Origin of the sequence: Nitrosovibrio sp. Nv4, from assembly GCF_900215485.1 — a bacterium.
Classification (GTDB): domain Bacteria; phylum Pseudomonadota; class Gammaproteobacteria; order Burkholderiales; family Nitrosomonadaceae; genus Nitrosospira.
Genome location: NZ_OCMZ01000001.1, coordinates 139,352 through 166,202, shown reverse-complemented (window position 1 = coordinate 166,202; position 26,851 = coordinate 139,352). Strand labels below are relative to the sequence as shown.

Sequence of the window (26,851 nt, the reverse complement as noted above, 5' to 3'; positions counted from 1 at the left end):
TTTTACTTTTCGATCTTTTGCAAATTATTGGCACGACTCGCACTCGGGATCATCGATGGAACAATATTTCACGTCGGTTGCTGGCGTCGCCCCGATAGAAACTATGTTGCCCTCCGCGGACACGGCGTTTAATGCGCCAGCTTCGACCGTGGATTTTTCCGCCGAAGTTGCACCCAGCGAGCGCAGGTAATAAGTAGTTTTCAAGCCACGCAGCCAGGCCAGTTTATAGGCCTCATCCAGTTTTTTCCCTGAGACGCCCGACATATAGATGTTCAATGACTGCGCCTGATCGATCCACTTCTGCCGTCGCGACGCCGCTTCGATCAACCACTGCGGTTCCACCTCGAAGGCGGTGGCGTAAAGTCTGCGAATGTCGGCCGGCACCCGATCTATCTTCCCCAGAGCGCCGTCGAAATACTTGAGATCAGAAATCATTACCTCGTCCCAGAGTCCCAGTTTTTTCAAGTCGTTTACCAGGTATTCGCCCGCCATGGTGAACTCTCCGGATAAATTGGATTTGACGTAAAGATTCTGAAAGGTGGGTTCGATGCTGGCCGATACCCCGATGATGTTGGAAATGGTCGCGGTCGGCGCAATCGCCAGACAGTTGGAATTACGCATGCCGTGCGTTCTGATGCGCTCGCGCAAGGCATCCCAATCCAGCGTAGCCGACATATCTACCTCGACATATCCCCCGCGCTCTTCACGCAACAGATCGAGCGTATCCTGAGGCAGAATCCCGCGATCCCACAGACTGCCGCGATAGGAAGCGTAACGGCCGCGCTCTTCGGCCATTTCGGTGGAAGCCCAATAAGCCTGGTATGCGACTGCTTCCATTGCATGATCGGCAAATTCCACAGCCTCTTTTGAAGCGTAGGGGATGCGCAGCATATGCAGGCAATCCTGGAAGCCCATGATACCGAGCCCCACCGGACGATGTTTGAGGTTTGAATTGCGTGCTTTGGCGACGGCGTAGAAATTAATGTCGACCACATTGTCCAGCATGCGCATGGCGGTGCTGACAGTACGCCTGAGCTTGCCGGCGTCAAGCTCCCCCTCATGGATATGGGCCGCCAGGTTGACCGAGCCCAGATTGCACACGGCGATTTCGTGGTCATTGGTATTCAGGGTTATCTCGGTACAGAGATTGGAGCTATGCACTATGCCAACATGGTTTTGCGGCGAACGGACATTGCAGGCGTCCTTGAAAGTGATCCATGGGTGCCCGGTTTCAAAAAGCATGCTGAGCATTTTCCGCCATAACTGTTGCGCCGGAATTTTCTTGTACAGGTTCAGTTCGCCGCGCGTGGTTTTTTCCTCATAGGCAAGATAGGCCTCCTCAAACTGTTTGCCAAACTTGTCATGCAGGTCGGGCACGTCGGAGGGTGAAAAAAGCGTCCATTCACTCCCGTCCATTACGCGTTTCATGAACAGATCGGGAATCCAGGTAGCCGTATTCATGTCATGGGTACGGCGGCGGTCATCGCCAGTGTTTTTACGCAGTTCCAGAAATTCCTCGATATCCAGATGCCATGATTCCAGATAGGCGCAAACCGCACCTTTGCGCTTGCCGCCCTGATTGACTGCCACTGCGGTATCGGACACTACCTTGAGAAAAGGAACCACGCCTTGCGACTTGCCGTTGGTGCCCTTGATGCGCGAGCCCATCGCTCGAACCGGCGTCCAGTCATTGCCGAGTCCCCCTGCATACTTGGCGAGCAGCGCATTTTCCTTGATAGCCTCGTAAATGCCATCAAGGTTATCCGGAACAGTAGTGAGATAACAGGAAGACAGCTGCGAGCGGCGTGTGCCGGAATTAAACAAGGTTGGAGTGGAACTCATGAAATCGAAATTTGACAGCACGTGGTAGAACTCGATGGCCCGCGCTTCCCGGTCAATTTCGTTGAGCGAAAGCCCCATCGCCACGCGCATGAAGAATGCCTGCGGCAACTCGATACGGCGATCCTGCACATGCAGGAAATACCGGTCATACAAGGTTTGCAGACCCAGATAGCCAAATTTGAGGTCGCGGCTGGCATCCAGGATTTTGGCCAAACGCGGCAGATCGAACTGCGCCAGGCGTTCATCCAGCAACTCTGCATCGATCCCACGCTTGATGAAATCGGGAAAATACTCCGCATAGCGTTCTGCCATTTCCTGTTGCAGGATTTCTTCGCCCAATACCTCGAAACGAATGGTATGCAGCAGCAATCGCGCGGTGACATAGCTGTAGGCCGGCTCTTTTTCAATCAATGCACGTGCCGATAAAACAGCTGATTTCCTTACCTCCTCCATCGGCACCCCATCGTACAGGTCCTTCAGCGTGGCTTTGAGTATCAGCGTGGAGTTCACCACTTCGCCCAAACCCTCACAGGAAGATTCGATCAGCGTCAACAGCCGCGCCGTGTCCAGCGGCGTCTTCCGGCCATTTTCGAGCACATTCAGAATGCTGGTCGGTGCTTCCACCACCCCCATTTCTTTCTGCTTCGCCCGCTTCCGCGCCCGATCCTCGCGGTAAAGCACGTATGCCCGCGCCACGTCATGCTCTCCGGAACGCATCAATGCGAGTTCCACTTGATCCTGGATATCCTCGATATGAAAAGTCCCGCCGGAAGGCTGGCGCCGGATCAATGCGTTCACCACGTCATCGGTCAGTCGTGCCACCACTTCGCGCACCCTCGCCGAAGCCACGCCCTGGCCGCCATTGACGGCAATGAATGCTTTTGTCATGGCAATGGAAATCTTGGCCGGCTCGAACGCGACCACGGAGCCATTACGGCGAATGATCTTGTATTGGGAATAGCGCGAATCCGGGGTGGAAGGGGCTGAAGAAAACTCGTGACCGGATACTGCCGGGCGATTAGTCTGATCTGTTGCAAGCTGCATGTCGGATTCTCCTCATCTATATCGGAAATCTGCTTTCCCTGGGGTTGAAGCTGGATGTTTGGATATCGTGTGGATATCGTGAAACCACTATATATAGTATTAAACTTCGGTCTATTTTACTACTACTAGTGCGCTGAGTCCATAGTGCTATATTTTAAAATATGTGTCAAAATTTTTTCTGTCCGATTGTATTTGAGTCACGGAATCGATGAATAAATCCCGAAGAATGCCGCCACTGGGTTGATATTAAATAAGCGCTAAGGCTTCCATAATGTATCCATAGGCATCCAAATCCCGTTCATCTGTACTACTATGACGAAATTGACAGGCCTATGTTGACCATCAATGGGTGAAATACCTGTCGTGGACTGGATCAGGCTGCATTCTTCAATAGTCATAGGCTGGCGGGTTGTTGGATAACTGTCAGCACGGGTTTGCTGACGCTTTGCGTTCAATCGACTTTCACATGGAGGGAAAATGACTACCAAAATTTTCGTGAATCTCCCCGTTAAAAATCTAAATCAGTCCGTGGAGTTTTTTACTAAACTCGGCTTCACGTTCAATCCCCAATTTACGGACGAGACCGCCACTTGCATGATTGTTGCCGAAGATATATTTGTCATGCTATTGACCGAGGACAAGTTCAAGACTTTTACTCCCAAGGAAATTTGTGACGCAACAAAAAGCACAGAAGTGCTTATATGCTTATCTTCCGAGAGTCGTGAGAAAGTCGATGAAATGGTTCACAAGGCCGTCGCCGCCGGTGGAACAACCTATAATCAGCCACAGGATCATGGTTTCATGTATGGGCATGGATTTCAGGACCTGGATGGTCACATATGGGAAGTCCTCTTCATGGAGCCCGATGCAATACATCAGGTAAACCACGGCAAAAAGCAGTGACGCAAGGCAAATAACCGGTCGCATGCAACGATAGCGCGCTATATCCCATGCCTCCGGTGCCTCAAGCGGACCAACCCCGGGCGGGAAGCAAAAGAAAGCGGCGTTCTTCTTCATTGCCATCGCTACATATAACTACATGAAGAGATAGCGGATCAGGTTCTTCTGATAGAGGACTTGATAGTTTCTACGCCTTGCCGTGGACTATTGTAGTTGCCTGGCCTGCGACGGGGAGCTGGGAAAACTGGGAATAAGCTCAGCCCTTTTATCGAACAGGTTTGCGTTGGTCAGCGGGAGTTTCCTGGCTTGGCTTGCCAGCTTCCCCTCTACCAGGCTGAGTCATCTGTCTCGACTGCTGCGCCATTTCGAGCGCATCGCGAATCTGCTCGGGCTTTTGCGCACGTAGCCCTTCCGCCAAAGCGCGGGAGGCGTCCATTCGACGTTCGGCATAATCACGCAGCATTTCCACGGTAGGGGCGGAAGGCAGGGCGGGATTGGGCGGGAGTTGGGAAAGCTGTTCAAAGCTTTCTTCATAACGATCCACAACGGCTGAATCGATGCGTCCTGCCAGTTCATTGAATGAGATTCCGCCTCGCTTGCCTTCGTCAAGTATGTTCTGCCATGTTCGGGTGATCGCAGCATCGTCGCGCAAAAATTCCCCAATCTCCTTACGTGCCAACACCTCTTCACTCCACCTGTAAGGACGGTCGGGAATCTGATTGATCAGGATGGCTATCGCGAGCGCAAATACGCCACCCGCGAGTGGGCGGGAACGAAAGAATCGACGGGATAGAGGCTCCGTTACATCGGCAGGTCGCGCAAATATTGTTCCACTCAGTACCCCGGCCCCAAAACCCCCGATGTGCGCGGCGTTGTCGATACCGGTAATCAGAAGCCCGAGGATGAGACTGGCAGCCGCAAAGCCTGCTGCTCCCCAGAAAAACCAGCGGAAATCACGTGGATGAAGATTGCCGCGCTCGCGCCACATAAATACCAGCAGAGCGCCGTACACGCCAAAAATGGCGCCTGACGCGCCGCCGGAAATAGCTAATCCTTCATGCGCAACGAGCGATAGCAGGTTACCCGCCAGGCCGCTGGCGAAATAAATGCAGGTAAAGCGGCCATGGCCATACATTCGTTCAACCAGTTGGCCGGCATCCCACAATGCCCAAAGATTTAATGTCAGATGGACAGCGCCGAAGTGGAGGAACATCGCGCTACCCAGGCGCCACCATTCTCCGTCCTGCGTAGCAGGTCCAAAATTAGCGCCCCAGGCCAATTGCACGCTATTGGACGAGTGCCACAGGCCCGCGCCGCCGGCGAGCATGGCAGCGAAGACCAGCAGATTGACGGCTACCAGCAGTTTAGTAACCGGCACGCCCGGAATGCGCTGGTGAAGAAGATCATGGAGGGACAGCATGGGATGGTGGACTCGGTCTCCTGGAGTCATTATCATGCATGAGGATGAAATCTGCTTATGCGATAAGGGATAAGAAAACCTCTCTAATCGGGATTTGCAGGCATCGGCTTCGTGGGTGCTTTCAATCTGGCATGGAGTCACGCGCATGACGGTTGTAAATGATCAGACGGCGCCATGCGGCGTTGGTTGCAAAAGCCCCTTTTCCGCGATAAAACTTCTCGTCTCGTCGGCCATCGCGTTACTGGTCATTCTGGTATTTGTGCCGTTGCGGGCCGATGCCCAAGCACGCATCCAGTTGCCGCGTACAGGACTTAAGTCCGATGATATCGCCGTCATTGTCAACGACAACGATCCGCTGTCACGGCAAATCGGCCGTTATTACCAGAAGGTGCGCCATATTCCCGCCGGCAATATGATACACCTGCAGTTCCCCTCCTCCCGCAACACGCTGCCAAGGGATGAGTTTAAACAGCTTAAGGCCGAGATTGACCGGAAGACGCCTGCTCATGTTCAAGCGTACGCCGTGGCCTGGACGCTTCCTTACCGGGTGGATTGCATGTCGCTAACCTCCGCGTTGGCTTTTGGTTTTGACGAGAACTATTGCTCCGCCAGCTGCGGCCCGACGCAATCCAGCCGATATTTCAACTCTCCCAGCCTTGATCCTGTCAGCGACCATAACCTACGGCCCGCAATGATGCTGGCCGGAACCGACTTCGAGCAGGTCAAAGCGCTTATTGATCGAGGTGTCGCTGCCGACCACAGTTTTCCGGACGGACGTGCCTATCTGATGATCACGCCCGACACGGCGCGCAATGTGCGGGCAAACTATTTCGAGCTGACCGCAAAAGAGCTGGCCGGCGTTTTCCCCATCGAAATTCTCGAAACTGAAGCAATTTCGGATCGCGATGATGTCCTTTTTTATTTTACCGGGCTGTCGCGTGTCCCGCAGCTCGACACACTGGATTTTCTACCCGGAGCGCTGGCTGATCATTTAACCTCGGCGGGCGGCCAGCTCACCGATTCCAGCCAGATGAGCAGTCTTCGCTGGCTGGAGGCAGGCGCCACGGCAAGTTACGGCACCGTAGTGGAGCCCTGCAATCACATGCAGAAGTTCCCGTTTCCCGCTATTGCCATGTTTCACTACGCGCTTGGCGCAAGCGCGATCGAGGCTTACTGGAAGAGTGTAGCATGGCCGGGGGAGGGCGTATTCGTGGGTGAACCGCTGGCCCAGCCATTTGCCCCGGATTTGAGGAGAATTCGTGACGGCCAATTCGAACTGCATGTCTTCTCGCCACGCGACGGACCGCTCCGGTTCGAGCAATCCCGTTCAGCTGCCGGGCCGTACAAGCCTCTTGCTCAGCAATCGCGGCTGCGCCGCGGCCCCAATACTGTACGTTTCAAGTTCGCTGAAACACAGGGCTACCTCAGATTGCGGTGGTGACAGGCAAAATGGTGCATTACGCGGACGCGCTTCTTGGTGCATCTTTCAGTCGGCAGGGTATGCCGCGAAAGAATAATTTCGTGCGGAATATCGTATTCGACGCTATTCTTAATTTGAGCATCGTCGGGAGCAATAGTCTTGGGAGGCCAGCATGGCGCTGAATAGTTATGGTGTTTTGAAAGGCAGGGCCATTGCCCGCCGCCTGGGTTCGGGATCTTCACCCCACTACCAGATCCATATCGTGGATGAGGTTGGCACGCAGTATCGAATAGCGATCAACGTGAAATCTCAACTAGCGCCATCCGAGTTGATGTACCACATCAAATCCCACTTCATCCATCCGCTTACCGACGTGGTATCCGTCCTGCCCAGCGGTTTTAACCGGCTTGCGCCAAACCCCGTTTCGGGTGCACTCGACCTGATTCGTGGCAATCTGGTGCAGCCCGCACTGATGACTCCTCTTCCGCATGATCTGCCCGGACCTGATAACGACCTGAACGAAAAACTCGATCAGATCGTCCAGCGGGCGATGGCCGATGAAGAGGCGCTGGTGTATGCCTTCGGTGAACGGTGGGGACCGGAGAACAATAAAGCGGATAAGTACTTCGGTTTTTTACCCGGTAACGGCATTCACGACATCCATATGAATCAAGGCAATGTGGGCAGATTTATTGCGGATGACGGGGTATGGCAGGATGGCGGCGTGCTCTTCCATTTTCCCCTTCAGCAACAGTGGACGGCCGTTTTTCTGAAATTCCAGTCACAAAGCTGGCACACCCATGATGTGACCGGACACACACTGAGCATGGGCGAGGAGCGCGGACCACTGAACCCCGACCCGATTGTGCCGCAGCCGACTGAATCGCTGCCTGATGGGCTGGTTCGCATTATTGCGGCTTTGGTCAATTCGAAGGAATCCCCCGAAAAGGAATGGGTTCAAATACTCAACGCCAGTGATCGGGTCATTTCGCTGGCGGACTGGCATTTGGCCGACAAGCAGAAAGCGAAAATGCCTTTGAGCGGCACACTCGACCCTGGCGCTACGCTTCGTATTGACGTGCAACCCCCCACCGCGTTATCCAACAAGGGGGGCATCATCACGCTGCTGAATCAGAATGGATTGAAGGTGCATGGGGTGTCTTACACCAAGCAGCAGGCGAACCAGCCCGGTTGGCCCATCGTTTTTTAGCAATTTCTGCCCCCCTGGCGCATGGGGGAAATGCATGGACGCGGTAGCTGAATTTCCTTCTGCCGGGAGCACTGAGGAAGTGGAACTCCGCAGAACACCGCCCGATCGGCCGTCAGAAAATCGGTAGATTACCTATGGCAAGAAATATGATCGAGGAAAAGTAATATTTAATGAATAACTTTCTCCTCCGACTCGACGCTTAACATCCCTTTTTTCCTTATCCGCACGGAAGTGGATTTGATGGTCCTGGCTTTGGCAGTCTTCTTGTTATGATCGCTGGCCAGCTTTTTTACAGCAAGATTATAATTCGCCCACAGGGTATCAAGCTCCTGTGCATGGCGTTCAAGCATCAGCGCATAGTCATCCTGATGCTGGTCGCGAAGAGCGTTCTTGGTGCGAAGATAAATTTTGTGACGTCGTTGTGCTTCGGTATCTTTTTTCATGGCTCACAATAACCGGCAATTACGCATAGAGAGATACGGGCAGACACTTACATCAAGCACCGTACGCGATTGTTTACCTTTCACCATTTAATATTACGGCATCTTGGGATGGCGACATATTGGACTGAAGTACACCTGAGGTGGCTTCCTCTGCCACCTGGCTAACCATTCACGTCAGGCCGCCTGTTGCTCGCGCTTCCTCTCTACCAAGTCCATGATGTAACGGTGTGCCTTCTCCTCGCTTCGCCCTAGGGGCGAAGCGAGTGGGGGAATGTCCTTGCCCTCACGGGCAAGGGTTGGGAATTGGTTGGTTGGATGACGGGCTAAATGCAGGGCCGATGAACCTGTCCCCGCATGAAATGTTTATCCCCCACAAGTTCCCCTCGCAGAGGACTGGGGGCTTGTGGGGATTCATGTAGGATAAGTAGGCCCCGGGCCGTCAGGGATTGGAATTCAAGCGAACTGCGGCCGCAAGCAAAGATTTCGGATCAGAGGGCCATGACAGGCAGTGCGAACCGCATAGCGGCTGGCGTGGCGGGGCGGATAGGGAGAAATTTCGCGGGCCGGACGAGGGCGCCCGCATTTGGGTCTGGGCTTTTGGCTGGGCCTCAGCCTATCCGCTGTAGTTATCATAGGGTGCTATCTTATTTTCTTTTTTATTCTGCGACGGATTGAGGTAGGACTATAAGCGCCGCCTCTGGCCAAGAAAGAAGTGTTCAGGTGCTAGCCTTTATTTCCCGGAAAATTTGCGGTCTGGAATCGAAATATTCTTCGTTATGAGCTCCCGCAAAGAGAGACATGCCAGCCAATGGGACTCCATTCTTCTCAATTACTCTAATTCATTCGCCCCTCATTAGGATTGCGGACCCTATCTATCATATTCTGAGTTGCTGCGTTCAATACTTCGGAGCAAGTCGGATGATTTTCTTTCCTGATACAATATTTGTCGAGGAAAGCAGCCTGGCTCATCTCTTTGCCGTTGACTACGATGTTGTGTGGATCGTCAACCTGCGGCACTTCCCGCTCGCAGGCCAACACAAATATTCCTGGCAAAAGCCAGCTTGCTCTAATCATTGGTATGTCCTTAGGTCGGTTATACTCCACCTCGCATTTATTTTACCGGATTTCTGTCGCCCTAAGGCAGCAAGCTCGGGCACCAAGCTCGGGCACCAAGCTCGTTTACTGTCCTGCTGCTGAGGTCAACGAGGTTCAAGTCGAATCGCTCCTGATTACGGCATCGCGCTTATAGTCCAATAGGTGTCAATAGAACGTATGACTTCCACCAATTGGCGGTAGTTGGCCGGCTTCGCTACATACCCGGCCACGCCGAGGTTGAAACTGTTTAGCTTGTCCTGCTGATCATCGGAGGCGGTCAGCACCACTACCGGAATACCCCTGCGCCTCTCGTCCTTTTTCACTGCCCGCAGGAATTCGATGCCGTTCATGATGGGCATGTTCAAATCCAGCAAAATGAGACAGGGCTTGTCGCTGTTCTCATCCCGCAGGTAATTTAGCGCCTCCTCGCCGTTTTCCAGGTGCATGATTTGATTTGTCACGTGAATTTCCTTGAGGGCACGGGTAACCCTCATCATGTCCACCTGGTCGTCTTCAACGAGGAGAATTGGTTTGTTAGTGACCCTCACGGTGTTTTCCCATGCTACTTAGTTAAGAGGGCAGCTTTAGCGCCAGGAAAAGGAAATGAGGAAAGAAGAGAAAGAGGGGCGAGGAAATTGTGTCTCTACTAATCAGGCAGGTCCACAAGCAAGTTTATCATACCCGCAATGGCCTCAACTAGCACCTCCAATGAGATGGGCTCGGAAAGATGCGCTTGGAACCGGCATCGAAGGATCTAGCCCGATATTCAGGAGCGTTTAACGTGTAAAGGCCAAAGCTGGTGTGTGTTTGCCTCGCAGAATTCAATACGAGGAGCAGGTGCCGATGGGAAATGCCCCTGCGACAAATTGTCGCGCGACAATTTGTCGCATTCCCGAATCGGTAAAAATCGCTTATCCTGCTGACAACTTCTCCTTGAAGTTGTGATGGTGTAATCAGAGTAGCTGTAACTTGTTTTTTATCTGTTGTCGTAAGTTGTAGTCGTGCGGTTGTTTTAACGTATTACCTTTCCTTTAATTTTTGGGTTCGTCGCACCTTCCCAGTGTTACGAACCCTTTTCTTTTTCAAAGGCGAGCTTGCCCTTGTCTCTGTTCACAATCGCTCCTCGGTTTTGCCGTTTCTCGTCCCTTGCGCATGATTCTGCCGCATACCCGATGACGACATCATGGAGTGATTTTACCAATATGTAATCAAGGGTAAAAAGCAAAAGGAAGGCACCCGGGACGTAATCCATTTTTTTGTCTATAAGCCCGAGGTCAAAGCAACAGGGCGCCAGTAAATATCGACGGATCGTTAATGAAGGTTGAGGCATAGGGCCTCCTTTCCAGGACTCAAGGCAGTGCATCGAGGTTGGCCTGAACTTGGCGGACATAAGGCTCATAAGCGGCGGGAGCGACTTTGGCGAAGGCACGATAAATTTTCAATGCCTCCTCATCGGCGGCCCACGCATCAGCCCTGCGGTTCTCAGCGCTGTGCAGGAGGCTCAGGTCCTTCCACTATCGTAACAGTCATTCCGGTAAGTCAAACGGGCAAGCGTAATTCGTGCCAAGGCCGCTATAATAGCGGCTGCGTCCAACCATCACATGGCCATGATTCCGCCAGCACAGCCTAACTTCAAATCCCACTTTACCGAACTTCTGCACCAGACCCTGAGTGAAATGGGACCGCTGGATGCGGGCATAACTATAGAGTTGGCCCGCCCCAGGCAAGCAAGCCACGGCGATTATGCCTGCAACCTGGCGATGCAACTGGCCAAGCCCCTGCGGCAGAATCCGCGCGACATCGCCGCTTTGCTCGCCAATGCACTATCCGCTTCACCTTATCTGGAAAAAATCGAGATTGCGGGTGCGGGTTTTATCAACTTGTTTCTCACGACTTCGGTCAAACAGCAATTCCCGCGCTACGTGCTGGAGAACGGCGAGAAATTCGGCCATGGCAATATCGGCGCGGGCAAAAAGATTCAGGTCGAATTCGTTTCGGCCAATCCTACTGGGCCGCTGCACGTCGGACACGGTCGAGGCGCTGCATTCGGCGCAAGCCTTGCCAACGTGTTGGCCGCTAGCGGGTATGACGTTACACGCGAGTATTATGTTAACGATGCTGGTCGGCAGATGGATATTCTGGCATTGTCGACATGGCTGCGTTATCTGGAATTGAATGGGGTAACGTCCCGTTTCCCCGATAATGCCTACCAGGGCGAATATGTGCGTGATATGGCGAGGCTGATATACAAAGCCCATGCGGGGCTTTACGTGCATAAGCCCGATTTGCTGTTCGAGGATATGCCCCCGGAAGCGGATGCCAATACCGCCACCGAGGCGCAGCTCGACGCATTGATCGCCAACGCCAAGAAGTTGTTGGGGCAGGATTATGCGTACATTCATAATCTTGTTCTGACCGAGCAATTGGGTGATTGCCGCAATGACTTGATGGAATTCGGCGTCGTTTTCGATACCTGGTTTTCCGAGCAATCTCTATTCGACAGCGGTGGCGTGGCACATGCCGTTCAATTGCTTGAGCAAGGGAATTATCTCTATCAACAGGACGGGGCCAAGTGGTTCCGTTCCACCGATTTCGGTGACGAAAAAGACCGCGTCGTACAGCGCGAAAACGCGCAGTTCACCTATTTTGCTTCCGACATAGCCTATCATCTCAACAAGTTCGGGCGTGGCTTTGAGCGCGTCATCGACGTATGGGGGGCCGATCACCACGGATATATTCCGCGGGTAAAGGGTGCACTGCAGGCGCTGGCGCTTGACCCCGCGAAACTGGAAATCGCATTGGTGCAGTTCGCGGTACTTTACCGGAATGGTAAAAAAGCACCCATGTCCACCCGTTCCGGAGAATTTGTCACGCTGCGGGAATTACGCCAGGAAGTCGGCAACGATGCAGCGCGTTTTTTTTACGTACTGCGCAAAAGTGATCAGCATCTCGATTTTGACCTGGATCTGGCCAAGTCGCAAAGTAACGAAAACCCGGTCTATTACGTGCAATATGCTCACGCAAGAGTTTGCAGCGTGCTGGAGCAATGGGGCGAAGATCCTGCTGCACTGGCCACAATGGATATGTCTCCGCTTACAAACCCAATGGAGTTATCGCTTTTGCAGAAGCTGATCGATTATCCTGAAATGGTGGAAGCGGCGGCAAAGGAACTTTCTCCTCATCTGATAGCCTTCTATCTCAGGGAACTGGCGGGTGAATTTCATAGTTACTATAATGCTACCCGTTTCCTCGTGCCGGAAGTTCCGTTGCGGCTGGCCCGGCTGGGGTTGGTCGCCGCGATACGTCAAGTGTTGAGCAACGGACTGAATCTGCTGGGTGTGAGCGCACCGGTTAAAATGTAAATATGATATTCGATAGGTTTTCAATGAGCCGAGATTATAAAACACACCCCAATTCTTCATTTCCTGGCAAAAACGGGAACACGCTCCTTCTGGGATTGTTTATCGGCTACGCGCTGGGGCTCCTCACCGCCATCGGAACATGGATGTATATCAATCAGGCGCCAAGCCCATTTATTTCCCAGGACAAACTCGCAAGTAGCGCTGCGACAAGTGGCGCCGTAAAACAGACTGAAAAAGGAATCCAGGTTCCCGGTGCCGATGGCGGGCCCGCCAAAGCCGACAATGGTAAACCGCGTTTTGAGTTCTATAAAATATTGCCGGGCGCCGAGGAACCGGTAACGGACCAGCAGCTTAAACAGGCGGCCCAACGGCCTCCCACCCGGGATAAGTATTTCCTTCAGGCCGGATCATTCCAGAATGCCGACGACGCGGATAATTTGAAAGCGAAACTTGCAATGCTGGGAGTGGAGGCATCTGTTCAGGCTGCCGATGTGCCGGAAAAAGGTATTTGGCACAGAGTACGAGTGGGCCCTTTTACCAGCATTGACGATATCGACCGGATCCGCGGATCCTTGCAGCAAAATGGCGTCCAGAGCAGTCTCATCAAGTCGCACGAAGGCGTACAGTAAAAAACATAGCCAGCACGAACAAATGTACATCTATCTCCAGGAGAAAAAAATGAATTCATTCCGTTTGCTTGCGGCAGTACTTTTACTTGCCGGCATAAGTGTGGCCGGTATTTCGGCTGCTCGCGCCGAAATTGTGGAAGGGAGCGATTACACCGTCCTGCCCCATCCTCAGCCAACAGACAGCGGGAAAAACATAGAGGTCATAGAATTCTTCTGGTACGGTTGCCCGCACTGCTATGAACTGCATCCTCGAATCAAGGCCTGGCTGCAACGGATGCCCAAGGACGTCGGCTTTCGTTATGTTCCCGCCATCTTTCGCGCAAACTGGGCGCCCGGCGCAAAAACTTTTTATGCGCTGGAAGCGCTTGGAGAAACAGACAGGCTGCATGACAAGGTTTATAACGCCATCCATCGCGACAAGATTGATTTAAGCAAGGATGAAGTATTGTTCGACTGGATGGCGAAGCAGGGAATAGATCGGCAGAAATTTATCGATGCCTACAATTCTTTTTCGGTTCAGAATCAGGTAACCCGATCGACCCGCATGTCCAAGGATTACAGCCTTACCGGTGTTCCAGCCGTGGTGGTCGACGGCAGATACATGACCAGCGGAAGAATGGGGAGCACACCGGAAGATACCATTAAAACCCTGAATGAACTGATCGAAAAAGTGCGTAAGGAGCGCACGAAGAAATAGCGCCGGTAAAAACACCGCCGTTGAAAGTCATCATTAGCGGCGCATCCAGCGGGCTGGGCAGGGCATTGGCGCAACACTATGCGGCGACGGGCACAACGCTTGGTCTGATCGCAAGGCGCGGAGATTTACTGAAAACGCTTGCGGCGGAATTACCTTCCGATACTTCGGTTTATGTGGCTGACGTCTGCGACGCCTCCGCCATCCGCGCGGCTGCACTGGATTTCTTGGATCGCCATGGTTGTCCCGATATCGTCATTGCCAATGCCGGCATCAGTCGGGGCACGCTTACCGAATATGCCGAGGATACTGAAATTTTCGAGGATATTCTCGCGACGAACGTCATTGGCATGATCAACCTCTTCCAGCCATTCACTGCCGCAATGCGGGCGGCTCGGCAGGGCAGCCTGGTTGGTATCGCGAGTGTCGCAGGCTATCGCGGTCTTCCCGGCAGTGGAGCCTACTCAGCTTCGAAGGCCGCCGCGATCAGCTATCTGGAAAGCCTGCGTGTCGAAATGCATGGTACAGGTGTATCCGTCATTACCGTCTGTCCCGGCTATATCGTTACGCCGATGACGGCGAATAATCCCTTCCGTATGCCCTTCCTTCTGCCAGCGGAAGACGTTGCCGAAAAAATCGTTCGCATGGTCGAGAACAAGACATTGTTCGCCGTGATTCCCTGGCAAATGGCAATCGTCGCGCCAGTCTTGAGATTACTCCCCAACTTTCTTTATGATCGGCTGTTTGCGAACGCGCCGCGCAAGCCACGATAGTCGGCACGCGAATAACAATTAACGCATTGATTTTTTTGCTGCGGCTCAATCTATGTACCAACTTACGTGCAGATAGGTATACAGTATAATTTAAATCGACTAGCTCAAAAGGGTGGCGACGATGACGGAAAAGGCAATTTTCGGAGCAGGTTGTTTCTGGGGCGTGGAAGCGGCCTTTCGCGCGGTCAAAGGCGTGAGAGAGGTAATATCCGGATATTCCGGCGGGCATCTCAAAACTCCAACCTATCAAGACGTATGCACTGGCGAAACCGGTCATGCGGAAGTGGTGCAGGTGGAATACGATCCGTCGCAGGTCGACTATGAGACGCTGCTCGATGTCTTCTGGGATTGCCATAATCCCACCACGTGCGATCGGCAAGGGCCCGACGTAGGTACGCAGTACCGCTCGGCAATATTCTTCTATACGCCGGAGCAGGAGGCGGCGGCGAGGGCGTCCAAGGAAAAATTAGAGCAAAGCGGGCGGTGGCGTGAACCCATCGTAACTGAAATCGCACCCGCCTCCGACTTTTATCCTGCCGAGGAATATCACCAGCGTTACCTGGAAAAACGTGGCATTGCCGGGCATTGCCGTACCTGACAGGACGGAGATGTCAGCAAAGACGGCTCCTGATTTCAGCGATACGCGCCTCGCTCACCCTGGCGTTGATCGCAACTGGCAAGCGTGCAGGGTCGGAAATGGCGCTGGCCAACTCGGCGGCAATTGCGCCTGCATCCACGCTTCTGGCCGCACCGAATGCCTCGCGTAATCGATCAGCCTGGGGATAAGGCCTTTCGGCATAGCCGGGTCGGCCGTGGAAATCGCAGGAGCAGGCTTGCAGAAATTCTTCGAAGCGTTCCGGCTTGCGATAGGCATCCACCCCTTGCAGCATATTGGCGATGGTCGCCGGGCGCAGTTCGGCCGCGCGATGCACATCGCCATGGTAGCGTGCGACCAGTAACGCCAGATCGCGCGCGTCGTTAGGAACCCTGATGCGCTCACATAAATTCTGCACCAACTCCACACTACGTGCTTCGTGACCGATATGGCGCGGCCATTCCTCCGGGGGAGTCGTGCCTTTGCCCAAATCATGGGTAAGCGCGGCAAACCGTACCGGCAGAGAATAATTTTTAGACGCGGCATGATCGATGACCATCATGACGTGCACACCGGTATCGATTTCGGGATGATGCTGTGGAGGCTGGGGTACGCCGAACAAAGCATCCACCTCAGGCATGACCCGGGTGAGAGCACTGCACTCGCGCAATGCATAAAACATGCGGGAAGGCCGCCGCTCCATCAATCCACGGGCAAACTCCTGCCAAACGCGCTCCGGTACCAGGGCGTCCACTTCACCGTTGTGTACCATCTCGCTCATCAGCACAAGGGTTTCGGGTGCGATGTGAAAACCGAAGCGTGCGGCAAAACGAGCTGTACGCAGCACACGCACCGGGTCTTCAGTAAATGCCGGACTTATGTGGCGCAGCAAACCCGCTTCAAGGTCGGCCACGCCGTCGAACGGATCGATAATGTTGCCATCCTGATCCTTCGCGATGGAATTAATCGTGAGGTCGCGCCGCGCCAGGTCTTCCCGCAAGGTAACGTCAGGGGAGGCATACACCTCAAAGCCTTTATACCCGCGCGAGACCTTGCGCTCGGTACGCGCCAGGGCGTATTGTTCCTGACTTTGAGGATGGAGGAACACAGGAAAATCCTTTCCCACCGGACGATAGCCAAGCCGCACCATTTCGTCCGGCGTGGATCCCACCACCACGTAATCGTGGTCAGTCACCGGCAGACCCAGAATCTCGTCGCGTACGGAGCCGCCGACCAGGTAGGTTTTCATAATGGGCACATCCTTGAACCTTTGAATCTTTAACGTCCTGACCGATTGCGAAGATGCTCATACCTCTCACGCGGCATCTGATGCGCCAGATACAGGGGCGCCACTTCTTCCAGCGCAGTGGGCCGAATACCCCAGACTTCCGGGAGATTGTTGGGCTGCGCTTCGCAACCGCACACGCTGTCTACTTTCATCGACTGATAGTTATCCCGGCTCATGAGGTTCCCTGGCAGAAACTCCATCATAAACGCTTCCAGATGAGATAAGCCATCGCCGAGCCCGATGATGGCAGGGTCATGTCCTGTGACATGCGCGGCGTATTCGACCAGTTGCCGCAGACTGTAGCATTTGGGCCCGCACAAGTCGTAACGCTGGCCAAAAGTCACGGTTGCATCCAGGCTTGCGGCAAATGCCCGCACCACGTCTTCGACAAATACCGGCTGGAATTTTGCATCGGGCGACGCCAGCGGCAATACCGGCAGCCGCCCCAGTTTCGCAAAGAGACTCAGCGATGCATCCCCTGGGCCAAATATCACCGACGGCCTGAAAGTCGTCGCGACCAAGCCGGATGTCATCACGATATCCTCGCCTTCTCCCTTGGAGCGCAAATAGGCGCTGGGCTGGCCGGCACCGGCATTCAACGCACTCATGTGCAATATGCGCCTTATTCCATTGCGTTTACATGCTGCCACGATTTTGCGCGGTAATTCCACATGTGCCGCCGCGAAATCATCATGCAGAACACCTACCAGATTGATGACCGCATCCATGCCCATCAGCAACCGGTCAAGTTCCGCATCGTCATGTACATTGGCTTCCACCAGATCCACGGTAGGGATAACCAGAAGCCCCTTGGAGCGCTCGTAATTGCGGGTAGGAACGCGCAGGAAGATTTCCTGGTTAGTCAGGAGATTCAGGAGATGTCCGCCAACAAATCCGCTGCCGCCAAAAACGCATACATTATCGATTTTCATGGCTTCATTTCTCCTCTGAAAATTTTTCGCCCCCCGATCTTGATGCCACTATGCCAAGGCGGCTCTTCAGGGCCGTTACTTGATGACCGAAGCTCCTGGCGTAATACATTGAGTTACTCAGCACTTTTTTCACATAATCGCGCGTTTCGTTGAAAGGAATGGTTTCTGCGTAAATCGCCCCTTCCAGCGGCTGCTTTTCGTCGCGCCATTGCGACACGCGGCTGGGGCCGGCGTTATAGCCGGCAGAAGCCAGCAGCGGCTGGTTATCGGACAACGTCAGAACATGCTTGAGATAATAGGTGCCCAGCTTTAGATTGGTGTTGACCTCAGTCACAAGGGCAGGGCGATATTTGCGAACCCCCATTTTTTTCGATACCCATTTTGCGGTGCCCGGCATCAATTGCATCAGGCCCATTGCACCGGCGCTGGATCTGGCATCGCTGATAAAGCGGCTCTCCTGGCGGATCAGGCCGTATACCCATGCTTCGTCGAGCTCCTGCTGTTTCAGGATATCGCGCATCGCATCGCGATGAGGCGCGAGGAAACGCAGGCTGAAATCATGATCTTTTACCGTTCTTTCCGCCGTATTGATGGCGCGGTCGTAGATTCCGTTACGCCTCGCAACTTCAGCTGCGGCCAGCAGTCGCTGGTCGTCGAAATCGCGTATTGCCCATACCCATTCGCGTGTGGCTTCCGTTCGCAGATTCAGGCGATACAAGGCAAGCGCGCGTTTGATTCCAGGCAGCCGCTCGGTTGCTGCAATCTCATTCTTTGAGGGTTTATACGATTCAGCAGGGGTGCCGATGGTTACGCCCAGCTCCTCTTCCGCCAGTTGGCCGTAAAAATTATGCTCTGTGCTAAGGGGGGCAAGGATAACGTTCGCTTCCGTTGTCTTGCCTCTTGATTTCAGGGCTCTTGCTTTCCAGTAACGCCAGACTCCCGTTTGCTGCTCGGGGGTGGACATGGCTTCGATGCTTTCCATCACAAGATTCCAGTCCCCGGCGCGTAGCGCAGCTCGGGTTTTCCACCCGAGCTGCGCATCCGATAGCGGAACGGGGGCACTGGTGCTGGCCGCTTCCATAAACCAGCCCAATGCGCGCGGATTCAGCCGGCGCGCTGCCTGGTCTGCCAGCTGCACCAGGAAATATGAGTGCTCTGGTTCGCTGAATTGCTCGCGTATCCTGGGCCAATAGGCATAGGCCTGATCGGGGCTGCTGCGAATCAGGCGCAGTATCGCGAAAAGGGCGATTTCCCGATCGGCACGCGTTGTGATCTCGCGTCGGTGTTTTTCCAGATAGCGCAGAGGATTCTCTGTAGCGGAGGCCAGCTTGCGTTCATTGAGCGCCTGACTCTCCGGCAGATATTCATTGATGCGTTTAGCTACGCCCACACTGCCGGCTTCAAGCGCCAGGCGCAGCCGTGTCCATACATCTTCCACCGTTAATACCCCGGCAGTTACCAGTGTATCGAATAACGGTGTGCAGCTTTCCGGCAGGTCGCGTGCGTTGAACCAGAGTGGGCGTACTTCGGCAAACGCACTGCTATCATTCGCTGCGAGGCGCTTTTGAAGGGAATAGCAAATAAGCTCGGTATCCTTATTAATCACATCGGGATAGGCGCTGGCAAATAAATCCCATTGCTGCGTCTCGCCCAGCGTTTTCAGCCATTCGCCTTGCAGGCGGTCACTCAAGGGACTGTCCTGATAACGCTTGAGAAAGGCGTTGATCGTTTCCTCACTTGCGGCGCTATTCTCAAGCTGCGGGCGTAACTGGTAATAGATTGCATAGGGTTCCAGCACGTGCCCCCGCAGGCGTTGTGCATATGCCGTTACGCGGGCGGAGTCTCCCACCTGGAACGCTTGCCTCATGGCCATGAAATCGTCGTCCCGGCTTGCCGCCGCCAGGGTTCCAGCGTAAATCGCGAAAAATAAGCCCGCAAAAAAAATTTTCATAACCTGCTATAAATTAAGTAGTTGAAATGGAAAATGGAGTGGAACGCGTGGTTATAAAATGGCCTTGCGCCTTTCTTTCGGGGTTTGACACTTCTGTATGAAGAATAGCACATCATGCCGTATATCAGCCTGAACCCCGCGACCAACAAAACGCTGAAAACCTATACCAGCTGGGATAGTCATCATCTTGCAACGGCATTGAAACAAGCGCATGACGCGCAGCAGGTCTGGGCGCAAACGGCATTTGCCCAGCGCGCGGAACACATGCACCGAGCCGCCATGTTGTTGCACGAGCGAGTCAATGACTATGCCGGGATAATGGCCGCCGAAATGGGCAAGCCTGTGCGCGAGGGACGTGGGGAGGCGGAGAAGTGCGCGCTCACGTGCGATTATTACGCCGTGCATGCCGAGCATTTCCTGCAGCCGGAAATGGTTCAGACCGACGCCGGCAGGAGTTATGTTTCCTATGAACCAATCGGCGTCGTGCTGGGTGTCATGCCGTGGAATTTTCCGTTCTTTCAAGTCATTCGTTTTGCCGCTCCCGCGCTGATGGCGGGTAATGCCTGTGTTCTGAAACACGCGTCCAATGTGCCGCAATGCGCGCTTGCACTGGAGCAATTGTTCCGCGATGCAGGGTTTCCTCCCCATCTTTTTACCGCACTCATAATCGAAGCGCCTGATGTGGCCGAAGCTATCGCCAGTCGCCATGTCCATGCGGTGACGCTGACCGGTTCAGAGCCGGCGGGGCGAGAGGTAGCGTCCCAGGCGGGCCGGCATTTGAAGAAATGCGTGCTGGAGCTTGGCGGATCGGATGCTTTTATCATATTGAAGGATGCGGATCTTGACCTCGCTGCCGGTTTTGCGGTGCGATCGCGGTTTCAGAACTGTGGACAGTCCTGCATTGCCGCCAAGCGCATTATTCCGGTGCCAGAGATCGCCGATGAGTTTGTTTCTCTGCTCATAAAGAAAACGGCAGGGCTGAAAATGGGTGATCCGACAAACGAAACAACCCAGATTGGCCCGATGGCGCGGCTTGATCTGCGGGAAGGTTTGCATCAGCAGGTTACCGATTCGATTGCGCAGGGCGCGCAGCCGGTTCTTGGTTGCAAGCCCGTGCATGGGAAGGGCGCATTCTACCTGCCATCGGTGCTTGACAGGGTGACGGCGAAAACGAGGGCATATCATGAGGAACTGTTTGGCCCTGTGGCTGCCGTCATACGCGCAGCCAACGAGGAAGAGGCCATTCGCATTGCCAACGATACCCGTTTCGGTCTTGGTTCCAGCATCTGGAGCCGTGATTCAGAACATGCGGAGAAACTCGCAGGGAGAATTCAGGCAGGCGGCACCTTTATCAACGGCATGGTCAGATCCGATCCGCGCCTACCCTTTGGAGGTACCAAGGCTTCCGGCTTTGGCCGGGAGTTGTCGTACCACGGTATCCGGGAATTCGTTAACATAAAAACGGTGTGGGTGCGATAACCGTATGATAACCCGCAAAGGGGAGAGGTTTCGTCAGACCACTCCCTGACCGATCATTGCATCCGCCACTTTTACAAAACCAGCCACATTGGCGCCATTGACATAACTTATGGTACCGTCCTTGCGCTGACCGTATTGCAAACAGGATTTATGGATGGCCTGCATGATCTCGAGCAATCTGGCATCCACCTCGTCCCGCGGCCAGGAGAGACGCATCGCATTCTGGCTCATTTCCAGGCCGGAGGTAGCTACTCCTCCCGCGTTACTTGCTTTACCCGGTGCGAAAAGGACCCCGCTGCGTTCGAAGCGTTTCACCGCCTCGGCTGTGGAAGGCATATTGGCGCCTTCCGCGACGCAGATCACGCCGTTTTTGATCAGGGTTGCGGCATCCTCTTCGTTCAGTTCGTTCTGGGTAGCGCACGGCAAAGCGACATCGACCGGTACATGCCATGGGCGCGTGCCAGGGGTAAAAGAAGCTTTTATTCGCTCGGCGTAGCTGCTTATACGGGCATACTGACTATTTTTCACGTCCATCAACTCAGCCAGTTTTTCACTGGTAAAGCCGTCTTCATCAATCACTGTCCCGCTGGAGTCTGATACGGTTATTACTTTGGCGCCAAGCGCCATTGCTTTTTCAACGGCATACTGTGCGACATTCCCCGAGCCCGAGACGGAAACCCGCAGACCGTCGAGTGAGCGGCCGGATTGCTTGAGCATTTCCTCAGCGAAATATACGGTGCCGTAGCCCGTCGCTTCCGGGCGGATCAAGGATCCGCCAAAACTCAATCCCTTGCCGGTAAAGACACAGTCAGCACGGTTTGACAGCTTTTTCATCATGCCGGCCATAAAGCCGACTTCGCGGCCCCCAACACCGATATCGCCTGCCGGCACATCGATATCCGAACCAATATGGCGGAACAGTTCGCACATATAAGCCTGGCAGAACCGCATTATCTCCCCCGCGCTCCGGTACTTGGGGTCGAAATCCGACCCGCCTTTGCCTCCGCCCATGGGAAGGGTCGTCAGCGCATTCTTGAAAGTTTGCTCGAACGCTAGAAATTTCAGGATGGAAAGATTTACGGACGGATGAAAGCGCGTGCCTCCCTTGTATGGGCCAATGGAAGAGCTGTGCTGTATCCGGTAACCGCGGTTGACATTCACCTCTCCTTTATCATTCACCCACGATACCCGGAAAATGATGATTCGCTCCGGCTCTATGAGACGATCCAGAATTCCATGCTCGGCGTAACGAGGATGTTCCGTGATGAAAGGCCAGAGGCTTTCCATAACCTCCGCAGCCGCTTGCAGATATTCGGGCTGACCCGGGTTACGCTCCGCTATGTAAGCGCAGAATTCCTGAAAACTTTGATACTTCATTGTTATTGCCCCTTGTAACAAAACCATTCTCCCAAGGTGAGCATTCTGCCAAATAACTTGCGGAATCGCACTGTATTTATATTTTCGTGATTGGATGCGGAAGCTGTTACGGGGGTGTTCTATCTCCTTTTGGTAAAATCTCTGCGTGCCTATAACCTGTCTGTATCGGTTTCACCGCTCGCAGCGGATCATATCCACCGCTTCTGCGAGCATCCTTATTCTTTTTTTTCGCCTTTTCTGTCATCCCCATCAGCCACATCCTTTGCCTCATGCACGCCACTTTCGTCATCTTTTTTACGTGGCTTGGCTGTCCACCAGACGACGAGAATAAATAACGATAGGGCGACGCCTGCTTCCAGCAGTAATATCCACATAGGATCAACCATGATGTATATTTACCAAATGCAACTTTAACCCATAATCCTATGAAAGACCAATTAGCACCTCTTGCGGTTGTCGCGCTGCTATTGCTCAACGCCTGTACGATTGTGCCGACCCCGCGCGTGGCCTCAGAAAAGCCAGCGGCGCCGTCCCCCGCGCCCGTCCTCAAACCGACCGGATGGGATTCGCTGACGGGCTGGAGTGAAGGCGATGTACTCCCGGCACTGGATGCATTCCTTCGAAGCTGCTCGGTTTTGAAAAATCAGCCGCTCTGGCAGGAAACCTGTATTCAGGCTGACTCCATGCGGGGACAAACCGCGGCCAGCCTGCGCCAATTCTTCGAGAGCCATTTTGTTCCCCATCAAGTACTGAATTCCGATGGCAGCGGTGATGGTCTGATCACCGGCTATTATGAACCCCTGCTCAAGGGTAGTCGCACGCAATCCAGGCGATACCGCTATCCGCTCTATACCACGCCCGATGAACTCCTCGTGGTCGACTTGAGCGAGGTTTATCCGGAACTCAAGAACATGCGACTGCGCGGACGGTTACAGGGACGTAAAGTGGTGCCTTATTATAGCCGGTCTGATATAGCGAGTAATCCTTCGCGGCTGCAGGGAAAGGAACTTCTATGGGTGGACGACGAGGTTGAGTTGTTTTTTCTGCAAATCCAGGGATCCGGCCGGGTTGAACTCGAGAATGGTGAGATCGTGCGGGTAGGGTACGCCGAGCAAAACGGACATCCCTATAAATCCATAGGAAAGTTGTTGGTGGAGCGCGGTGAATTGCCTTTGGAAAAGGCTTCAATGCAGGGAATCAAGGCATGGGGCCAGAGAAATCCCCAAAAATTGGGCGAGCTATTGCGGCAAAACTCGAGCTTCGTTTTTTTCCTTGAGTTACCTGCCGCCGTGCCGGGGCCGCTAGGCTCGCTCGGCGTACCGCTGACAGCGGGCAGAAGCCTCGCGGTGGATCCTCGCGCGGTACCCCAGGGTGCGCCGGTTTTTCTTGCCACCACCTGGCCCAATACCGATAAGCAGCTTTATCGGCTAATGGTGGCCCAGGATGCCGGTGGAGCCATCAAGGGCAATGTTCGCGCCGATTTCTTCTGGGGCTTTGGCCGCGAAGCAGCGGATCAGGCGGGGAAGATGAGACAGACAGGCAAAATGTGGGTGTTGATGCCCACCAGTTATGTATCCCAGGGTTATATACGGGAAGCCCAGATTCGTTAGGACATCAGAAACCCGAGCCGCCCGATTCAATCCAGCGCCTGACAGTTGTCATTTTGCCGATGCCGCATTCAGTCTCTTTTCTATGGTTTCAGCCGGAATCATCCCCGGTGCTACAGAGCCATCTGCAAAGATCAAAGTCGGGGTACCGCTTATGCCGTTCTGCTGTCCTGCCTTAAGGAGCGTATCGATCGGCGTATCGCAGGTTTTTCCAGTTGGGGCAACATCGCTAAGCATGAAACCCTCCCAGGCCTTGAGCCGGTCAGGAGAACACCAAATCGCTGTAGCGGTAGGGACCGAGCCATTAAGCACCGGATAAAGCAGCGTATAGACGGTTACGTTGGTAACGTTAGCCAGTTCCTTTTCAAGACGCTTGCAATAGGGGCAATTTGGATCGGAAAAAACCACGAGTTTGCGCTTTCCATTACCCTTGGTCGCTTTAATCGCGTGTTCCAGAGGAAGAGAGTCAATATCTATCCGCCTTGCGTCCTTGACCTCCTGCAAGCGCTGGCTGGTCAGGCTTTCCTTTGTTTTTGGGTCAATCACATGCCCGAAGAAAAGATACGATGCCTTTTCATCGGTATAAAACAGTTCTCCACCCACCACGGCTTCGTATAGCCCGAGATAAGGAGTTTTTTTCAGGCTTTCGATTTTCTCCCCCGGAAAACTTGCCTGGAGCGCTTTTTTCAAGGACGCCTCATCAGCAGACGCCGTGCTGAAAAGAAAGCATGATAATAAAGCAGGAAAAATGAGATTTAAACGCATGATCATATGGCTCCGGTTTAAGTAAGATTTTTGTCGCGCTTGATTGTTGCTGATCAACTGCCTGTCATTATGTCCTTATCACGGAGTCCTGGTTTGGTCTCAGCTTAGCGCATGCTGCATCAAACGGTCCTTTATGAGGGGCAACCGATTGGTGAGTCCCAAACCCAAATTTCGCAAGCGAACAAGCGTTGGATTAGTGTTGTCGAACAACTTCTGTAAACCATCGGTAACCAGTTCCAGGGCCAGAATATCTTCCTTGCGTGCCCGCTCATAACGGCGAAGCAACAGGTAATCGCCACAATCCGGCTGCAAGCCACGCGCAAGGATAGTGGAAGCCAACTCCTGTGCATCGCGCAAGCCCAGGTTGACGCCTTGTCCAGCCAGGGGGTGGATGCCATGGGCAGCATCGCCGATAAGGGCAAGACGCGGCTGCACAAGTTTCTTGACATGTACGAAACTCAGCGGAAAAGCGGCAGGCCGTGTAACCAGTTGCAACTCGCCCAAAGCGCGGTAAGACGCATTGGTGACCTCGTGGCACAATTCCGTTTCAGATAAATCAAGCAACGCCCGCGCACGCTCTTCCTTTGCCGACCATACCATGGATACCAGCTTGTCCGGCAATGGCAACAGTGCCAACACCCCGTCCCGACGGAACCATTGGTGGGCGACATTTCTGTGACTCCGCTCGGTATTGAAATTTGCCACCACGCCCGTCTGCTGATAAGAATGACGCACCACCTCAATTTTGGCCTGCTCGCGTACCCAGGAATTCAGGCCATCGGCACCTACAATCAGGGCCGCCTCCAATGTGGTTCCGTCATCCAGATGTAAGTCGGCATGAGATTCAGCCCAGGTTACCGAGGCGCATTGCGCGGGACAGAAAATCTTGACGTACTTTTTCTGACGCTTGAGGGCACCCCACACAGCGGTTTGGAGCCGCCGATTCTCTACGATGAACGCCAGTTCAGGGAACCCGATATCGTAAGCGCTGAAATCGATCCGTGCGGCGCTGTCGTCGCCAAACACGGCCATGTTATAAACGGGGGTAATGCGAGCTTCGTCGAGTGCTTTCCACACTCCCAGGTTTTGCAGAAAGCCAGCGCTGCCCGGACTAATGGCATAAATTCTGCTGTCCCAGCTATCATCGGCAGGAAGCGGAATTGGCAAGCGCGACTCGACCAGCGCGATCCTGAGGCCGCTGCCTTTGAGAGCAAGCGCCAGGCTTGCGCCTACAAGTCCGCCGCCAATAATACAGACATCGAATTTCATCAAGGCATTATACAGACCGTTTCAATCGATGGGGGAGGTTGCGCCTCGACCTCGAGGCGTCACACCGACCGAGTTTCTGAAGGTGGCAAGAGTCATGGTTTCTCTTGCAGATCATGAAGATACTATGCGCAAGCCCTTGTAAATCTTGACAGAGTGGCCTTGCAAGGGCACAATTGCAACCCCTCCGATATAACATGTGGCGAATTAGCTCAGTGGTTAGAGCAGCGGAATCATAATCCGTTGGTCCCCAGTTCGAATCTGGGATTCGCTACCATAGCTCAACTCAGCGGCTGAGTCCGATTACCCGCCTGCTTGTCAATGCCGCGTATAGCCGACGAATGGCCGCGCTTGCCGTAACTCTCCAGCAAAACAAGCTTTCACCGATCCGGAATTGAGGTGCTCAATGGCATCCTGAGGCAAGTCTGCTATATTAAATTTATGCTTCTTTTCGGTTTTGCCTTGCAAAAAAAGCTCGGTATTCGCTAATTCCGTCCCATCCACCTGCGGTCCAGGAGAAACGTCATGCCATACGACACAATAGAAGAACTTCCTGAAAACGTCAAAAATGTATTGCCGAAGCATGCCAGAGAGATATACCGGGCGGCTTTCAATAATGCCTGGGATGAATATAAGGATCCGGATGATCGCAGAGGCCATGCCTCACGCGAAGAGACGGCGCACAAAGTAGCCTGGGCGGCGGTAAAAAAGGAATATGAGAAAAGTGGTGATGAATGGCGCAAGAAGTCATAACGTTCT

At 53.7% G+C, this 26,851-nt stretch carries 23 protein-coding genes and 1 tRNA gene; 12 read left to right on the top strand and 12 right to left on the bottom strand.

Annotated features, from left to right (window positions below):
- Positions 1 to 24 precede the first annotated feature (24 nt).
- Positions 25 to 2,886, bottom strand: a complete 2,862-nt coding sequence (locus tag CRO05_RS00725; protein WP_097065395.1) for a ribonucleoside-diphosphate reductase subunit alpha — start codon at positions 2,884 to 2,886, stop codon at positions 25 to 27.
- A 477-nt stretch (positions 2,887 to 3,363) separates the two neighbouring features.
- Here CRO05_RS00725 and CRO05_RS00720 point away from each other — a divergent pair, with 477 nt between their 5' ends.
- Positions 3,364 to 3,789, top strand: a complete 426-nt coding sequence (locus CRO05_RS00720) for a VOC family protein (RefSeq protein WP_097065394.1) — start codon at positions 3,364 to 3,366, stop codon at positions 3,787 to 3,789.
- Between the two features lie 262 nt (positions 3,790 to 4,051).
- Here CRO05_RS00720 and CRO05_RS00715 read toward each other — a convergent pair whose 3' ends face one another.
- The gene (locus tag CRO05_RS00715) at positions 4,052 to 5,206 is read right to left on the bottom strand and encodes a rhomboid family intramembrane serine protease (RefSeq protein ID WP_097065393.1); all 1,155 of its coding nucleotides are present in this window, start codon (positions 5,204 to 5,206) and stop codon (positions 4,052 to 4,054) included.
- Positions 5,207 to 5,351: 145 nt separating this feature from the next.
- Between CRO05_RS00715 and CRO05_RS00710 the strand changes: the two genes are divergently transcribed.
- Together CRO05_RS00710 and CRO05_RS00705 are read left to right on the top strand one after the other, a co-directional pair.
- Positions 5,352 to 6,647 carry a TIGR03790 family protein gene (locus tag CRO05_RS00710; protein WP_097065392.1) on the top strand — a complete coding sequence of 432 codons (1,296 nt, stop codon included), beginning with the start codon at positions 5,352 to 5,354 and terminating at the stop codon, positions 6,645 to 6,647.
- 151 nt (positions 6,648 to 6,798) lie between these two features.
- Positions 6,799 to 7,836, top strand: coding sequence for a DUF2278 family protein (locus tag CRO05_RS00705; RefSeq protein WP_097065391.1), 1,038 nt, complete (start codon positions 6,799 to 6,801; stop codon positions 7,834 to 7,836).
- A 167-nt stretch (positions 7,837 to 8,003) separates the two neighbouring features.
- Here CRO05_RS00705 and CRO05_RS00700 read toward each other — a convergent pair whose 3' ends face one another.
- The 3 genes from CRO05_RS00700 to CRO05_RS00690 all read right to left on the bottom strand — a co-directional run bounded on the left by CRO05_RS00700 (position 8,004) and on the right by CRO05_RS00690 (position 9,922).
- Complete coding sequence (locus CRO05_RS00700; protein ID WP_097065390.1) at positions 8,004 to 8,279, bottom strand: hypothetical protein; 276 nt, start codon at positions 8,277 to 8,279, stop codon at positions 8,004 to 8,006.
- An 834-nt stretch (positions 8,280 to 9,113) separates the two neighbouring features.
- A complete protein-coding gene (locus CRO05_RS00695) occupies positions 9,114 to 9,353 on the bottom strand; it encodes a hypothetical protein (protein ID WP_097065389.1) in 240 nt (79 codons plus the stop codon).
- A gap of 155 nt (positions 9,354 to 9,508) precedes the next feature.
- Complete coding sequence (locus tag CRO05_RS00690; RefSeq protein WP_097065388.1) at positions 9,509 to 9,922, bottom strand: response regulator; 414 nt, start codon at positions 9,920 to 9,922, stop codon at positions 9,509 to 9,511.
- 1,059 nt (positions 9,923 to 10,981) lie between these two features.
- On the opposite strand from CRO05_RS00690, the gene argS reads away from it, so the two are divergent.
- From argS to msrA, 5 genes are all read left to right on the top strand, one after another.
- Positions 10,982 to 12,736 carry an arginine--tRNA ligase gene (gene argS / locus CRO05_RS00680; RefSeq protein ID WP_097066578.1) on the top strand — a complete coding sequence of 585 codons (1,755 nt, stop codon included), beginning with the start codon at positions 10,982 to 10,984 and terminating at the stop codon, positions 12,734 to 12,736.
- 23 nt (positions 12,737 to 12,759) lie between these two features.
- Positions 12,760 to 13,365, top strand: coding sequence for an SPOR domain-containing protein (locus tag CRO05_RS00675; RefSeq protein WP_097066577.1), 606 nt, complete (start codon positions 12,760 to 12,762; stop codon positions 13,363 to 13,365).
- A 49-nt stretch (positions 13,366 to 13,414) separates the two neighbouring features.
- Complete coding sequence (locus CRO05_RS00670; RefSeq protein WP_097065386.1) at positions 13,415 to 14,062, top strand: thiol:disulfide interchange protein DsbA/DsbL; 648 nt, start codon at positions 13,415 to 13,417, stop codon at positions 14,060 to 14,062.
- A 20-nt stretch (positions 14,063 to 14,082) separates the two neighbouring features.
- Positions 14,083 to 14,832, top strand: a complete 750-nt coding sequence (locus tag CRO05_RS00665; protein ID WP_235001228.1) for an SDR family oxidoreductase — start codon at positions 14,083 to 14,085, stop codon at positions 14,830 to 14,832.
- Between the two features lie 121 nt (positions 14,833 to 14,953).
- Positions 14,954 to 15,430 carry a peptide-methionine (S)-S-oxide reductase MsrA gene (gene msrA / locus CRO05_RS00660; protein WP_097065385.1) on the top strand — a complete coding sequence of 159 codons (477 nt, stop codon included), beginning with the start codon at positions 14,954 to 14,956 and terminating at the stop codon, positions 15,428 to 15,430.
- A 13-nt stretch (positions 15,431 to 15,443) separates the two neighbouring features.
- Here msrA and CRO05_RS00655 read toward each other — a convergent pair whose 3' ends face one another.
- The 3 genes from CRO05_RS00655 to CRO05_RS00645 are packed head-to-tail and all read right to left on the bottom strand — an operon-like array spanning position 15,444 to position 19,598.
- Entirely contained in the window at positions 15,444 to 16,676 is a 1,233-nt protein-coding gene (locus CRO05_RS00655; protein WP_097065384.1) for a multifunctional CCA addition/repair protein, read from the bottom strand.
- 29 nt (positions 16,677 to 16,705) lie between these two features.
- Entirely contained in the window at positions 16,706 to 17,647 is a 942-nt protein-coding gene (locus CRO05_RS00650; RefSeq protein ID WP_097065383.1) for a complex I NDUFA9 subunit family protein, read from the bottom strand.
- Positions 17,648 to 17,651: 4 nt separating this feature from the next.
- Complete coding sequence (locus CRO05_RS00645; RefSeq protein WP_097065382.1) at positions 17,652 to 19,598, bottom strand: lytic transglycosylase domain-containing protein; 1,947 nt, start codon at positions 19,596 to 19,598, stop codon at positions 17,652 to 17,654.
- 114 nt (positions 19,599 to 19,712) lie between these two features.
- Here CRO05_RS00645 and CRO05_RS00640 point away from each other — a divergent pair, with 114 nt between their 5' ends.
- A complete protein-coding gene (locus tag CRO05_RS00640; protein WP_097065381.1) occupies positions 19,713 to 21,077 on the top strand; it encodes an NAD-dependent succinate-semialdehyde dehydrogenase in 1,365 nt (454 codons plus the stop codon).
- Positions 21,078 to 21,110: 33 nt separating this feature from the next.
- Here the strand turns inward: CRO05_RS00640 and gdhA are convergent, their stop codons facing one another.
- Both gdhA and CRO05_RS15395 read right to left on the bottom strand, forming a co-directional pair.
- Positions 21,111 to 22,454, bottom strand: coding sequence for an NADP-specific glutamate dehydrogenase (gdhA, locus tag CRO05_RS00635; protein ID WP_097065380.1), 1,344 nt, complete (start codon positions 22,452 to 22,454; stop codon positions 21,111 to 21,113).
- Between the two features lie 215 nt (positions 22,455 to 22,669).
- Positions 22,670 to 22,840 (bottom strand): hypothetical protein, encoded by a 171-nt coding sequence (locus tag CRO05_RS15395; RefSeq protein WP_159462679.1) that lies wholly within the window; start codon positions 22,838 to 22,840, stop codon positions 22,670 to 22,672.
- 39 nt (positions 22,841 to 22,879) lie between these two features.
- On the opposite strand from CRO05_RS15395, the gene CRO05_RS00630 reads away from it, so the two are divergent.
- The gene (locus CRO05_RS00630; protein WP_097065379.1) at positions 22,880 to 24,064 is read left to right on the top strand and encodes a murein transglycosylase A; all 1,185 of its coding nucleotides are present in this window, start codon (positions 22,880 to 22,882) and stop codon (positions 24,062 to 24,064) included.
- Between the two features lie 48 nt (positions 24,065 to 24,112).
- On the opposite strand, the gene CRO05_RS00625 is transcribed toward CRO05_RS00630, so the two are convergent.
- Together CRO05_RS00625 and CRO05_RS00620 are read right to left on the bottom strand one after the other, a co-directional pair.
- Positions 24,113 to 24,826 (bottom strand): DsbC family protein, encoded by a 714-nt coding sequence (locus CRO05_RS00625; protein WP_097066575.1) that lies wholly within the window; start codon positions 24,824 to 24,826, stop codon positions 24,113 to 24,115.
- A 99-nt stretch (positions 24,827 to 24,925) separates the two neighbouring features.
- Entirely contained in the window at positions 24,926 to 26,095 is a 1,170-nt protein-coding gene (locus CRO05_RS00620) for a UbiH/UbiF family hydroxylase (protein WP_097065378.1), read from the bottom strand.
- 198 nt (positions 26,096 to 26,293) lie between these two features.
- Here CRO05_RS00620 and CRO05_RS00615 point away from each other — a divergent pair.
- Positions 26,294 to 26,369: transfer RNA gene (locus CRO05_RS00615), tRNA-Met, on the top strand.
- Positions 26,370 to 26,617: 248 nt separating this feature from the next.
- Positions 26,618 to 26,845, top strand: coding sequence for a putative cation transport regulator ChaB (gene chaB, locus CRO05_RS00605; RefSeq protein WP_090881825.1), 228 nt, complete (start codon positions 26,618 to 26,620; stop codon positions 26,843 to 26,845).
- Positions 26,846 to 26,851: the final 6 nt, after the last annotated feature.